Raw genomic sequence first — 13,501 nt, 5'->3', positions numbered from 1 at the left:
GCAATCAAATTCACGTAACTAAATTGGTTACGTGAAAAGGTAATCCATTAAATTAACTTATGCAACTTTTGTTGTTACATAAATATTGTTACGTGATGTGGGATTAGGTAAATGAAGAGGTTTATATAGGCAGATAAGGATTAACCTGAATTGGCAGTTGCTCAGGTGTGAAATGGGTTGGTTATACGTAGCTGATTTATCGTTTGCGCGTTTTGCATGTCTTCTGACGCCAGCAGATCGCATCGGCTTTCAAGCGCCGCCGCAATAATCAGGGAATCGTAAAAGCTGTAGCCATATTGCGTCGCAATCGCCAGCCCGATGTTGTGGATTTCCTGAGTCAACGGAATGACTTCAGAGAGCGTTTGTATGGCGTGGCTGAGGTCAGCGATTTCGTGCCATTCCAGTTTGGCCTTTTTGCGTGCGACCTGTGCAAATTCGTTGAGCACCTGAGTGCTGATCACACAGCCCGTCTGAACCAATTCGAGTGCGGTTTGTTGTTTGCTGCCCTCATCCAGAAGGGCGTACACCAGAATATTGGTGTCGAGAAAAATCCTATCTCTCATTAATTTCATCCCGATTGAAGGTGAAGTTGCGGGGCAAGCGGCCAGTGAAGCGGCCAAGCGTTTCCAGTGCTTTGGCTTTGCTTTCGTCTTTAATGACTTCAAAACCAGTAGGCGACGCCACAATTTCCACTTCGTCTCCGGCTTTCAGCGCTAAAGATTTAGCGACATTCGCAGGAATTCGCAGCGCCAGACTATTACCCCATTTCGCAATTTGCATGATGTGTACCTATCTGAATGTGCCCTTGGATATACATATTTATCAATGTATATCATTGAGTAAAATTTGTGCAAGCTGATTATTGGCGCGCAGCCAAGTCGTTGTCGTTAGGCGAGCTTTACACAATTGCTCACTAATAGTAATGCGCATAACATATGCGCATGAAATTAAAGGAGGCAGCTATGCTTGCAGTTTACGACCAAAACGCCCCGAAAAAGCCGACAAACCTGAGCATCAATAGCGACTTGCTGAAGAAGGCAAAAGACTTGGAGATAAACCTCTCCGCAACTTTAGAGCAGGCGCTTACCAACCAGATAAAAGCCAAACAAGCTCAGCAGTGGTTGGAACAAAACAAAGATTCGATTGCGGCCTACAACAAGGCCGTTGATGAAAACGGTGTGTTCAGCGATGGACTGCGGAGCTTCTAAATGGCGCAGTTCAGTGTTTACCAAAATAAAAATCCACACAGCAAAAACGACATTCCATTGCTCTTGGATATACAAACAAATTTGCTCGAATCACTCCAAACGACTGTCGTAGTCCCACTCAAAAAACTTGCCACAAACAAAGCTCAAATGTTGGCGCAGCTAACCCCAGTGCTGACGATTGAAAACGTAGATTATTTAATGCTCACCCCGCAATTAGCAGGTATTCAGCGCAAGGAATTAGGCGAAGAAGTCGCGAATGTTGAATCCGCAAGAACAGAAATTTTAAACGCCTTGGATTTTCTTTTTAGCGGGATTTAATCGCAATTGAGTTAGGCATTTCCTTGCCTTTTAAAAATTGTCGATTGATTTCATGCGTACGATTACGCTGCGCTAATCGTACCTACATGCTTCTAATTTTAATATCCAAAATCTTTTACATCGGAAAGTAGGTCTTTAACTTGTCTCCCAACTCTCTTATGAAATTCAAACTTAACCTCTTCATCTTCAAGTTTCGATACATTCATGCCAAAATAATCAACTAAAACAGCCCTCATCATATCGATATCATATTTATCAAAATTTGGTATGTAGTTTGTTTCATATCTTTTGTGAGTTAACTCTTTAAAAGCTCGGACAAACTTTTTCGGAGTCACGTCAACATTAAATCTGCGGCATAGTTTTTTGACATGGTTGTCAAGTGTGTGCAAAAGTTTTTCGTCATTAATTTCTGCGAAAAAAAATAACCAACCCTTGCTTTTGTTTTCAAAAACACAGCCCGTGATACGCAAATTTAATCGCCATAGTAAAAAATTTTCATTTTTTCCCTTGGAGTGGGCGTGAGTAGTAAATATTGCAACTAAAGAGGATTTTAATTTTTCCACACTACCTTGTCGTGCACTGATTAAACTGTTTGAAAATTGATACCCCAAATAATCAAAGCTATCAATGATAGATCCAATACTGGATTTTTCTGGGGCTTTTATAGGGTCATGTACTTGAAGTCCAATTTTGGAAAACCGTTTGATAATCTCTCTAGCAATACTTTCAGCATCAGTTCGGCTGCAAAAAATAAGTACATCATCCACGTAACGATAACAACTTACCTTAGGTAATGATGACAAATACCGATCAATATTAATTAGGTATATCGCCGCTAAAATATTTGAAATGGCTAAGCCTTGTGGGACACCTTTATTAACACGTGAATCGCTAGGCTTTGAAACCGTGACGGTTGGTGACGTCAATGCACTGAAAATAAAATCCAGAATATTCTGGTCTCTAATCTTTTTTCTAAGTCGACTAAGTAATTCATCATGCCGGACAGAAGGATAAAAATTAGTGATATCAAGTTTTATATAGCCATCATACCTACCTGATGAAACATCAGACTTAACTTTCTTCACTATATTTTGAGGTAAATCAAAATTAATTGTATTTTTATAGTGAGCACCTAAAAAATCACATAGGGCTCTTAATGCAATACGATCCCTGACGGTAGGAATCGAAATTTCTCGGGGTATTTTGTTTCGCCCTTTGCTAACTAGTTTTAATTTATATTTGGAGAATTTATAGGTTGATGATTCGACTTTTCTTGAAAGTATATCTATTTGTTCATTTAGTTGTTTTCTAAATGCATACTGATCTAGGTTATCTATCCCAGTGGCGCCTGAGTAAATTACATAATCGGTAAATATTTTCTCTAAACGTTCTTTAGAGAAGGATTTTTTAAAGAGTTTTTCGACAGTCAATCAATACACCTCAATTGTAAGAATATTGCGACTGGTAATAGGTAAAATAAAATCATTATTAGGAGTCGTTTAATTTTGTACCAAGCCACATAAAGCCAAATATATTTAGTTGGAACTCTATTTAATTCTTTTGATTCCGTTGTGAGATAACTTTCACATAGAGCGCTGTAATAATCGATAGTTAGGTGGTTTTCGCACACTCCTAAAATTTGTTCATATTCTTCGGAGAATTTTTCTGTTGATAGATCTGGAGAATTTAGCGATTCATAATGTTTAACTCTTCGATAGATGTTATTTAGAGTTTCATAGCATTCTTTAATAAGCCCTGCTCTTTCTTTAAAAGATAATCCATTTATAAAACCTGATATACATAAAACAAGTACAGAATAAATTACCCAAGCAATTCCGGAAACGTTATCCTCTTGGGATGAGGTTTTTAAATAATAGATGGAAACTGCAACTCCAAAAAAGGAGTACCAAAGTAGAAGAATTTGAGCTTGGAATGCATTAGATAAAATTCTTTTTTCAGCATGAATTTTTGCTTTTCTGGTCCACCATATATTGTCTGAAAATGCCATTATTTATTTCCTTAAAAGAGATGCCCTGAGATGTCATTTAGTTACATTGAGTTAACACCCGTTGCCGGGCAAGTCCGAAGACTAAGAGGCGAGCTCTTCAATATTAGTTGCACTCACAAGTGAGTGGCCTGCCGAAGCTGGCACATCTCAGGGCGAAGCAGATTAAACCCTATCGAAAACCATTTAAGCAAGCTTATTATTTTACAAAAATAAGAAAATAAAAAATTGTTATGATGCAATATAGTTTCTATTTTTGTATTAGAAAATCTTTAACCTTTTCCTTCATTATTTTTAATGATGCCAGCTTAAAAATTTCTTAAATAAAATTAGGGTGGCCATAATTCGTATCGCAAATTCTATATATGTTTTTTTACATCTATCTCAAGATATTTAGCTGTTATATTTATGGCCCGTAAACAGCGGTTAATTTTTTATTATTCGAAAAATCTTGGATTTGATTAATCACAGTCTTCCCATCAAGGAAAGCGGCTAACAACCTGTAGTTATTCCTATGTCAATCCAATGGCGTGATTTTCTACTATAGCCAATATTTTGAGGAATACATCACATTACACAAGGTTTTGGTATGGAGGGATTAATCATCCCTCGTCAGCACTTCCAACAATTCAATCTCAAACACTAAGTTGGAATTGGGTTTGATGTGGGCGCCGATTTGGCGTTCGCCGTAGGCGAGGTGGGCGGGAACTTGGAGTTTGCGTTTGCCGCCGACTTGCATGCCCATTAGGCCTTGATCCCAACCTTTGATAACACGGCCGGTGCCGATGACGCATTGGAAGGGTTTACCGCTGCGGTGGGAGGAATCGAATTCGGTGCCGTCTTCTAACCAGCCGGTGTAGTGGGTGGTGATAAGGGCGCCTTTGACGACGGTTTTGCCGTCGCCAAGTTGCAGGTCTTCAATGATCAGTTCGTTCATAGTCTTGAGAAGGTTTAATTTTTTTACCGTACGGTAAAAAAGAATGCTCTTTACGTGTTTTGGAAGATGATTTTTTACCGAGCGGTAAAATTTTTAGATGCGCCCGCGAGATTTATCGGCTCGCGGGGCTGTTTAACGTTTAACAAAGCTTAGTTATCTAAATGCCCTAATTATCTAAATGCCTCTTAATTATCCAAATGCAAATAGTCGAGAAACGCGCGCTCCATTGCTTCCACATGGGGAATTACCGCTTCTTCGCCCGCCCAAGATACATGCATCAATTCAAAAGCTTTGTTGTCGGCGTCTTCGCGTTCGCTGATTTCCTCTTCGGTTACCCGCGCCAAACGCGGTAAGCCTTGGGTGAGGATGGCGAGAAAAGGTAGGGATTCGTGCTGGCCGGTGGTGTTTAGCACGGCAAAACGCGAGCGCTGGGCGAGGTTGGGTTTGTCTTCGCCGTTCATGACTTCAAACGACAGCAGCGGAATGGTTTGTTCGCGCCAGCTGCAATTGCCCAAGTACCACGCGGGTGCATCCTGCACCGGCACCACTTGGGATACAGGCACAATTTCTGCGACTGTCACGTTGGGTGCGAGCAGCTGGCGCCCTTGCAAGGGGATGAGCAGGCTGGCGACTTCTTGTACTTTTTTCTCGATGCGCTGTGGTGCTCTCATGGGCTAATCCTGTCGGTTTTGTTCTGTATTATCAATGCGTTAACGTTTTAGCTGCGCCAGCGCGCGCGCCAGATACTCGGGCGTTCCGCTCAGGCTTACACAGCCAGTGGCAAGCGCCGATACGGGCATGGAATCGCTGGTGCAATCATCGGGCGACTGCGCCCAAGCCTTGCCGCCGACCTGTTTAATGAGGCGACAACTGGCTGCGCCGTCATCGCCCATGCCGGTAAAAATAATCAGGCCGCAGCGCTCGCGATAAATGCGTGCGGCGTTGGCGGCTATCTGGTCAATCGAGGGGGCGTAACTGCCTTTCCACGACTGGCCATAACTCAAAGCTAAAGTGCCATTTGCCAGAATTTCCACCGGGTCGCGCGCCGTTACCAGCGTCATGCTGTTGGCGGTTAATACCACGCCTTGGGTGGCGACCATTGCCGGATAGTTGCCGGCGTTGCTCATCATGCGGTTGAGGGTGACGGCCTGATGCGCATCTATATGTTGTACGTACAAAAAGGCGATGCCCAAGTTGGCAGGCAAATGCGCCAAAAATCGTTTTACTGCCGCCGGGCCACCGGTCGATGCGGCCAGTATCCACAATTCGCTCGCGGGATGAGCCTGCTGTAAGTTGATATCGCCGCGCAGCCGCTGCAAGCGTAAACCGGTGCGCCGCAACCAAGCGCTGTGCTCATCGCTGCCGGGGGTAAATTCGCTACTGTCGCTGAGGATGATCGGCACCCGAGCCTGCGCGAATAACTGTTGCAGGCGATAGTCGTCGCAGTAGTCGTCGGCGATATCCACCAGCCAGGCATCGAGCGGCTGTGCGAGCAATTGTTGGCTATCGGTGCTATTTGTGCGTGCCGATAGCAGCAACTGGCAGCCCACTTTATGACCCGACTGGCTCACCAGTTGGGTCAATGCCTGCTGCTTGGGGGCACTATCGACCAGTATTCCCAGTTGCAGCATGGCCGTGCCTTAACGAACCTTTTTGCCCAGCAACTCGTTGATGTTATTGAGCAGCAGATCTTCCTGATAGGGTTTACCCATGTACTTGTTCACGCCCAAGCTAAAGGCGCGTTCGCGGTGTTTTTCACCGGTACGCGAGGTGATCATAATGATCGGCAAATCCTTCAGGCGCGAGCTGGTGCGGATGTTTTTGGCGACTTCGAAGCCGTCCATACGCGGCATCTCGATATCCAGCAGCATCACATCGGGGATTTGATCCTGCAGTACTTGCAGCGCTTCTACCCCGTCTTTGGCCGAGATCACGCGGAAACCTTCGCGCTCCAGGAAGCGGGTGGTTACCTTGCGTACGGTTACCGAGTCATCCACCACCATGACGGTTTTTTCGGATTGATCGTCTTCCGCTGCGCCGCCTTTGTTAGGCTCCAGCAGGATCGAATGCTGCAAACCGAGCGCCAGCTGTTCGCGGATCATGGCGTGCAGATCGAGAATCACCACCACGTTACCGTCACCCATTACCGTGGCGCCGGATACACCGCGCACGGCGCTGAATTGGGCGCCAAGGGTTTTTACCACGATCTCGCGCGAACCGAGCAGACGATCTACTTGCAGCGCTACAGTATGCTCGGTGCTGCGCACCAGAATGACTGGCAATGGCAGCATTTGGCCGTCGAGTTTCGGCTGGGCGCTGGAGTCGAGCAGGTTGCCGAGGTAGCGTACCAAGTAGTTTTCACCGGCGTAGTCGAAACGCGCACTCTCATCCTGATAGTAGTGCTCCAGCTCAAATGGGCTGACGCGCACAATACCTTCGATGGTGTTGAGCGGAATGGCGTAGAGGTCTTCGCCGATCTGTACCATCAAGGCGCGGTTTACCGATACGGTAAACGGCAGGCGGATGGTGAATTGGGTGCCGTTACCCCATTCGGAGTCGATAAACATGGCGCCGCCGAGTTGTTTGATCTCGGAGTGCACCACGTCCATGCCCACACCGCGGCCGGAAATCTGGGTTACTTTTTCGGCGGTACTGAAACCGGCGTGCAGAATAAATTGGATGACATCCTGATCCGCCAGCTGTGCATCTGCTGCCATCAAACCGCGTTCAACCGCCTTTTCACGCACACGTTTCAGGTTGATACCGCGACCGTCGTCGATCAGGCGGATGATTACATCGCCACCTTCGCGGCCGAGGGTGAGCAGGATGCGGCCGTTGGCATTTTTACCGGCGGCGATACGCTCGTCCGGCATTTCGATACCGTGGTCAACCGCGTTACGCAACATGTGTTCGAGCGGCGCGACCATGCGTTCCAATACGGTACGGTCCAGTTCGCCTTCGATGTTATCCAGCTCGAAGTCCACTTCTTTGCCCAACTCGGTCGCGGCTTGGCGCACGATCCGGCGCAAGCGCGGCACCAGGCGTGAGAAGGGCACCATGCGCGAGCGCATCAGGCCTTCTTGCAGGTCGGTGTTAATACGCGACTGTTGTAACAGCAGGGTTTCGGTATCGCGGGTTTTATCCGCGAGGGTGAATTTCAAGTCCATCAAGTCAGATGCAGATTCGATCAGCGAGCGCGACAGTTGCTGCAACTGCGAGTAGCGGTCCATCTCCAGCGGGTCGAATTCTTCGTGCTGCGCCATCTGCTCCTGGCGGAACAATACTTGCGCTTCGGTTTCGATATCGAGGCGGCGCAGCTGCTCTTGCAGACGTTGGATGGTGGAATCCATCTCCTCAATCGAGCCGCTGAGGTCGCTGACTTGCTGCTCCATACGGCCACGGCTGATGGAGGTTTCACCGGCGAGGTTTACCAGTTCTTCAAGCAATTCGGCGGATACTTTCACCACTTCTTGCGGGCCGCTGCGGCGCGCTGCCAAGTGCTGTACCTGCGCTGGGCCAGTATTGCCCGAGCGCAAGCCGCCGCCGTATTCGGTGCCGGGAATCGCCCCGGGAACTGGTGCTGTAGGTTTGGCTTTGGGCGCAAAGGTCAGCACATTGGGTTTTTGGCTGCCATTGTCATTTTGTAAAAGGTCATTCGGTGAAAAATCATTCGGCACAAAACCGCTGTCTTCGCTGAGGTTGTCAGCATGATCGCGGGTGTTGTCTACCACTACGGTTGGTTTGTGGTACTGGCCGTCTTGATGTTCGTCGTGCAGCTCATCCTGCAGGACAGGCACTGCATCGGCGTCGGTAAATTGCAGATCGGCAACGGCGTCATCAACGCTCACATAGTCGTCTACGGCCGGAGTTTCAATATGCGGCGTGTAGTCGTTGGCGATTGGTGTGTTCAGTACCGGAATAGCGGGTTCATCGGCAACCACTTCGCTGTTCATGCGCGCCTGTACGCGGGCGACACCTGAGTGCATGCGATCCTGATAGTCGTGCAGACGGTTGAAGAAGGATTGATCCAACTCGGCGTCGTCGTCCATCTCGATCAGGATGGTTTCAAAGTCGTGCGACAAATCGCCCAAGTCGGTCAGGCCAGCGAGGCGCGCGCCACCTTTAAAGGTGTGCAGCAAGCGCTTCAGCTCTTCCACACTCGCAGTGTTGTTCCAATCTTCCTGCCATTCGTTAAGTGAAGTGTCTATCTCTTCAAGCAGCTCGTTGGCTTCTTCGATAAAGATTTCAATGATTTCAGGGTCGAAATCATCGTCTTCTGCATCAGCCTCAAATGCTTGCTCGGCAACAAAGCTTGGCGCAGGCTCTTGTTCGAAGATAATTTGCGGCTCAGCAACAAATGCCTGAATCTCTTCCGGTTCGGCTTCGAGTATTAATTCAGGGGTCTCGTCGCTGGCTTCAACGTCATATTCGTCACTATCGCCTTTCTCGACTTCTGATTCCAAAATCGCTTCTGCAAACTCAAGTTCGATATCAGCAATGTCATCGCCATCATCAATCAGCTCGACGATTTCATCTTCGTCGAGAGAAGCATCATCAGCGGAATACTCGATGGCTTCGCTAAGGTCTAGAGCTTCATCAAAGTCGAGAGCCGCTTTTTCCGGCTCGTTTTCGTCGCTTAACTGGTACTCAGGCTCTTCATCGAACTCAACTAGCGGTAGGGCTTCGTCGAGCAGGATTTCTTCAGCCTCAACGTCTTCAATTAGGGCATCTTCAATCAATGTTTCTTCTTGCAGATCATCTTCAAGCGCAACTTCTTCAACAACCGGTACATCTTCAATAGCAGGCACTTGGTCATTGATGAGTGCGCTGAGGGTGACGGCTTCGGTGCTGAGCAGTTCGTCGAGTGATTCATTGATCGCGTCGGGAATGCCGTTGAGGTTTTGGCCAGCGGCAATAGCGTCCACCATATCCAATAGGGCGATATGGGCGGAGTTCAAAGTGGTGCAGACCGCCGGTGAGCAAGCCAGTTGGTTGGCGATGATCAGCTCGTAAACGCTGTGGATTTTCTCGCTCAGCTCGGCCATGGCTGGCAGATAGGCGTGGGCGGCGGCTTTGGTCAGCTTGCCCAGCTCGTCCATCACTGGCGTCAACTGGTTGGTATCGGCCGGATCGGCGGCCCACAGGGCGATAATCTTGTCCGCGTCCAGCAGCAGGTTCATTTCCTCGGCCATAAAGATGGCGAGCAATTCCGGGTCAACCGGGCGTTTGCCGCTCTCGTCCAGCTCTTGCAGGCTGACCAGCGGCGCAACATGGATTTCGCGCAGTTCGTTTACGCGCGCAATAAATTGTTGCAGGCGTGGGATATCAACGGTTTCGCCGCCCTCGATCTGGTGCAGTGCGATCTGGGTGTAAATGACGGCATCGCGCAGCAGTTGGAGGATATCGTCGTTGATATTGACGTGATATGAGCGCAATTCCTTAACAAATCGCTCCAGCGGCGTCGCCAGTTCGGCCACTTGGGTGACCTCGGCCATATGAGCGCTGCCTTTGAGCGTGTGCAATGCGCGCTGCATGCCTTCACTCGGCGGCTCGTAAATCGGCGCTTCGGCTTCCATCCGCGCTATGTATTCTTCTACGGTCTGCAGGTGGGTGAGGGCTTCGGTGCCAAAAATCTCCCACAACTGATAATCGGCATCTTCGCCTTCGCTGTCTTCATCGATATAAGCGAAGCTGTCGGTCTGATGTTCGCTGTAGGCTCTGGCCAGTTGTGCGACTTCGTCTTCATCGCTCAACTCAATGTGTTCATCGAGGCTGATATCACCCAGGTCGATCTGCTCATCGAGTATCTGCGACGCAACTTCCTCGGTAAATTCGAGGGTTGGAATCTCGTCGCTGTCTGCCAATGCTGCCAATTCATCAAGCTCGGCCGATTCATCAAGATCAACCGCGATTTCGCCAAGCTCAGCAGTTTCGTCAAGCTCCAGGGAATCACTCAGTTCAGCAGAATCTTCCAGTTCTTCATCCAGCTCCACAACTGGCAGGTCACTGAGCTCCAGCGTCAGCTCTTCATCGCTGGTGTCCTGATCTTCAACAATCAGACTCAGCTCGTCGAGTGGATGCACGTCTAACTGGCTATCTTCATCCTCAGCAGCAAAGCTGTCTTCGGCGACTTCATTGAGCGCCAGCTCATCGTTCAGGTCGATAAGGGTTTCCGCCGGATCTTCTTCCGCAAGATAACCATCGTCGGTTTCATCTTCGGCAACCACCGGAGCCGCAGGGGCACTGCCCAATTCGGCCAGTAATTCAGCAGGCACTGTACCTTGGGATAGCAAGGTCGCCTGCTGGCGATAGGTTTCGGCTAATGCTGCGTGTGGGTTTGGCTGGTTGTCGCGGAAGGCGGCGATCATATCCGGCAGCAGCAGGCGCACTTGCTCGATGATGTGTACATGTACTGCGCCGGCGGTGATGGTGCGGTCAATCACACGGTTGAGCATGTTTTCAATCGACCAGGCCAGCTCGCCAATTTCATTGGCGCCGACCATGCGGCCGCTGCCTTTCAGCGTGTGGAAAGCGCGGCGGAATTCAGTGAGGGCTTCGTTATCCTCATGGTTTTGCGCCCAGCGCGGGAAGTATTCCGCGATGGTTTCGGTAACTTCGGTGGCTTCTTCGATGAAAATCTCGATGATTTCGTCGTCGATATCTTCATCATCGCGCTGGATAACCGGTGCGTTGGAAGTGGCGACCAGATCGCTGCCGTGCGACGCTTCTGGGTTTTCCTCTTCTATTGCGTTCTCTGCTACAGCTTCAGCTTCTTCAACTGCCTCTAATTCAATTTCTTGCGCTTCGATTGCCTCTGATTCAATGACCTCTGCTACAGCTTCGTCTGCGGTATCAGCCTCGATGATATCTGTAGCTGGCGCTGGTTCGCTCAGATCGACAATGGTGTCGGAGATATCCAGAGTTTCAACTTCAGTTTCTGCGGTCTCATCAGCTACTTCATTGGCATAGATGGCAGTGAGTTGCGCAAAGTCATCTTCATTGTTGTCAGTTGAGTTCGTATCGCCAGCGTCAACGACAGCTTCTTCATAGCTTTCAACTACAGGGTTTTCGATAGCCGACTGTTCAGCTGATAGGCTTTCGACTGCTGCGTCTTCTGCAGGTGTCTCTTGCGCAAAGGCATCCTGATAAGCAGCGGCCAGCTCATCAGCGGCGCTGTGTTCTTCATGCGCTGCAACTTCTGGCTGGGCGTCGGCAACATCAAGCTCGATTGCCTGCTCAGCAATTTCGCTTTCGGTTTCAGGCTCATGTTGAGCTGGGGTATCGCTGGTTTTACTGGTTTTCGCCACTGCATAGCCGAGGCTGGCAACGCTCTCTTCAGCGCCGGTCAACAGCAGGTCGTTTTCTTCTTTGCGGCCGCCGCTGCTCAAGCGCTCAAGATAGTACTCAACGCTGGTAATGGCATCGGCGAGGGTGTCCAGCGTTGTCCATTGCGGTGTGGCATCTTGTTGCAGCAGCTGTTCTTCGATAAAACGGGCGCAGGCACCGAGGATGCGCGCCGGGCGCGGCAGCGGCATGATTTCCAGGCCGCCGCGAATTTCGCGCAAAGTGCCGGGCACTGTGTGCAGGTGCTGACGATTCCACTGGGAGGCGATGTATTCGATGATCGCGTCTTTGGCGTGTTCCAAGCCATTGCGTGATTCGCGCAGCACCGATTCTTTGGCGCGGCTGAGGGTGATATCCATGTCGTCGTGGGCGTCGGCGGTTTCCTGCTGGGCACCGCTTTCGATCAGACCATCGAGGGTATTTTCTACTGCGATTAATTGGCTGGCGACAGCGAGTAATTGGTCGTCGCTCAACTGGCTTTCAGATTCCACTACCAGATCCAGCGCAGCACCTTGTTCAAGTACGCGTTTGCGCAGATCGCCCAAGCCGAGCACGGCAAGGGTATCGGCAACGCGTTTAACAATCGGCAGTGCATCAGTCAGCGCGCTTTGGCTGTCGCCGCCAGCGAGGCATACATCGAGGCTGCTTTTGATCAGGTTCAGCTCTTCTTTAATCGCGCCCACCACCGAGCGCATGGCGTCGGCATCGGGAACAGAGAGCATGTTCTGGCTGTCATCGCCGCCTTCTTTGCCTTCCAGCAGTGCTTCTTCAAGGTGATAGGTTTCGTAAATGCGCTGCAACTGCGAGTTGGGCGCAAAGCCGGGCGCGTGTTTACCAGCGCGGGCGACGTAGTAGAGCAGGTTTTTGATCAGCTCGTCGTTGGTGAAACTATTGAGTGCCTTGGTGCCGTGCACGGCGAGCACTTTGATTTCGGTATCCAGTTGGCGCAGCAGGTTTTTCACCGCAACGCTGATTTCAATCGCATCGATTTCAATCGCTTCTACTAATGCGAGCGAGATATCCCAAAGCGCAAAACGCGCGGTGCCGTGAGTCAGTTTTTGCAGGCGCGAAAATGCTTTTTGCAGATAGGCGAGGTTTTCATCCGGGTTTACATTGCGGATAAAACCCGAGGCGGCGTACTGGTACATCTGACGCAGCTTGAGCACCATCGCCTGAAATTGCACATTGTCATTGGTGACGGGCAGGCGCGCGCCCGAGACTTTTTTGGCTGGGGTCAGGTTGGGTACAAAGAGTTTGGTGTCGGTGAGCAGACTTTCGCCGCGCACGGCGCGCAAATCGTTGAGCAGTGGCAATACCACCAGCGGGTTGTCTTTGCGTGTGGCTTTGACCTGTTCCAAATAGAGCGGGAATTGCAAAATGGCGCGCATCAGCACTTCTTGCGCTTCGCTGCTGTTGGCGACACGGCCGGCGATCATCGCTTGGGTCAATTGCTCCATTTCGGAGGCAAGCATGGCGGCGCCGTAGAATTCCACCATTTGCAAGCTGCCGTGAACCTGATGAATGTGGGTCAGGCAGAAGCGGATGCGGGTGGCATCTTTGGGATTTTCAACATAGCTTTCGAGGGCTTGGCGCGCTTCTTTCAGCGTCTCACTGATCTCATGGATCAACCAATCCAACGCGGCAAAATTGCGATTATCTGCCATGCAGAACTTTCCTCTATTTGTTCTC

At 49.6% G+C, this 13,501-nt stretch carries 10 protein-coding genes; 2 read left to right on the top strand and 8 right to left on the bottom strand.

Features of this window, described 5'->3' with window-relative positions:
• Positions 1 to 161: 161 nt before the first annotated feature.
• Both SPL68_RS02115 and SPL68_RS02110 read right to left on the bottom strand, forming a co-directional pair.
• The gene (locus tag SPL68_RS02115; protein WP_323813411.1) at positions 162 to 563 is read right to left on the bottom strand and encodes a PIN domain-containing protein; all 402 of its coding nucleotides are present in this window, start codon (positions 561 to 563) and stop codon (positions 162 to 164) included.
• Positions 553 to 780, bottom strand: coding sequence for an AbrB/MazE/SpoVT family DNA-binding domain-containing protein (locus SPL68_RS02110; protein WP_323813410.1), 228 nt, complete (start codon positions 778 to 780; stop codon positions 553 to 555). The genes SPL68_RS02115 and SPL68_RS02110 overlap by 11 nt, the downstream gene beginning before the upstream one ends.
• 182 nt (positions 781 to 962) lie before the next feature.
• Here SPL68_RS02110 and SPL68_RS02105 point away from each other — a divergent pair, with 182 nt between their 5' ends.
• A complete protein-coding gene (locus tag SPL68_RS02105; protein ID WP_323813409.1) occupies positions 963 to 1,208 on the top strand; it encodes a type II toxin-antitoxin system CcdA family antitoxin in 246 nt (81 codons plus the stop codon).
• Positions 1,209 to 1,526, top strand: a complete 318-nt coding sequence (locus tag SPL68_RS02100; RefSeq protein WP_323813408.1) for a CcdB family protein — start codon at positions 1,209 to 1,211, stop codon at positions 1,524 to 1,526.
• 98 nt (positions 1,527 to 1,624) lie between these two features.
• Here the strand turns inward: SPL68_RS02100 and SPL68_RS02095 are convergent, their stop codons facing one another.
• From SPL68_RS02095 to SPL68_RS02070, 6 genes are all read right to left on the bottom strand, one after another.
• Positions 1,625 to 2,956, bottom strand: coding sequence for a reverse transcriptase domain-containing protein (locus SPL68_RS02095; RefSeq protein WP_323813407.1), 1,332 nt, complete (start codon positions 2,954 to 2,956; stop codon positions 1,625 to 1,627).
• Positions 2,953 to 3,534 carry an SLATT domain-containing protein gene (locus tag SPL68_RS02090; RefSeq protein WP_323813406.1) on the bottom strand — a complete coding sequence of 194 codons (582 nt, stop codon included), beginning with the start codon at positions 3,532 to 3,534 and terminating at the stop codon, positions 2,953 to 2,955. The genes SPL68_RS02095 and SPL68_RS02090 overlap by 4 nt, the downstream gene beginning before the upstream one ends.
• A 595-nt stretch (positions 3,535 to 4,129) precedes the next feature.
• Positions 4,130 to 4,468, bottom strand: a complete 339-nt coding sequence (locus SPL68_RS02085; protein ID WP_323813405.1) for an FKBP-type peptidyl-prolyl cis-trans isomerase — start codon at positions 4,466 to 4,468, stop codon at positions 4,130 to 4,132.
• 185 nt (positions 4,469 to 4,653) lie between these two features.
• Complete coding sequence (locus tag SPL68_RS02080) at positions 4,654 to 5,139, bottom strand: chemotaxis protein CheW (protein WP_323813404.1); 486 nt, start codon at positions 5,137 to 5,139, stop codon at positions 4,654 to 4,656.
• A 39-nt stretch (positions 5,140 to 5,178) separates the two neighbouring features.
• Positions 5,179 to 6,099 (bottom strand): chemotaxis protein CheB, encoded by a 921-nt coding sequence (locus SPL68_RS02075; protein WP_323813403.1) that lies wholly within the window; start codon positions 6,097 to 6,099, stop codon positions 5,179 to 5,181.
• Positions 6,100 to 6,108: 9 nt separating this feature from the next.
• Positions 6,109 to 13,476 (bottom strand): hybrid sensor histidine kinase/response regulator, encoded by a 7,368-nt coding sequence (locus tag SPL68_RS02070; RefSeq protein ID WP_323813402.1) that lies wholly within the window; start codon positions 13,474 to 13,476, stop codon positions 6,109 to 6,111.
• Positions 13,477 to 13,501: the final 25 nt, after the last annotated feature.

It is taken from the genome of Cellvibrio chitinivorans (genome assembly GCF_035117775.1).
Lineage (GTDB): Bacteria > Pseudomonadota > Gammaproteobacteria > Pseudomonadales > Cellvibrionaceae > Cellvibrio > Cellvibrio chitinivorans.
This window is presented reverse-complemented; position numbering and strand designations above follow the sequence as displayed.

Coding starts and splice junctions, on each gene's coding strand:
- SPL68_RS02115 (WP_323813411.1), bottom strand. CDS start 563: ATGAGAGATAGGATTTTTCTCGACACCAATATTCTGGTGTACGCCCTT.
- SPL68_RS02110 (WP_323813410.1), bottom strand. CDS start 780: ATGCAAATTGCGAAATGGGGTAATAGTCTGGCGCTGCGAATTCCTGCG.
- SPL68_RS02105 (WP_323813409.1), top strand. CDS start 963: ATGCTTGCAGTTTACGACCAAAACGCCCCGAAAAAGCCGACAAACCTG.
- SPL68_RS02100 (WP_323813408.1), top strand. CDS start 1,209: ATGGCGCAGTTCAGTGTTTACCAAAATAAAAATCCACACAGCAAAAAC.
- SPL68_RS02090 (WP_323813406.1), bottom strand. CDS start 3,534: ATGGCATTTTCAGACAATATATGGTGGACCAGAAAAGCAAAAATTCAT.
- SPL68_RS02085 (WP_323813405.1), bottom strand. CDS start 4,468: ATGAACGAACTGATCATTGAAGACCTGCAACTTGGCGACGGCAAAACC.
- SPL68_RS02080 (WP_323813404.1), bottom strand. CDS start 5,139: ATGAGAGCACCACAGCGCATCGAGAAAAAAGTACAAGAAGTCGCCAGC.
- SPL68_RS02075 (WP_323813403.1), bottom strand. CDS start 6,099: ATGCTGCAACTGGGAATACTGGTCGATAGTGCCCCCAAGCAGCAGGCA.
- SPL68_RS02070 (WP_323813402.1), bottom strand. CDS start 13,476: ATGGCAGATAATCGCAATTTTGCCGCGTTGGATTGGTTGATCCATGAG.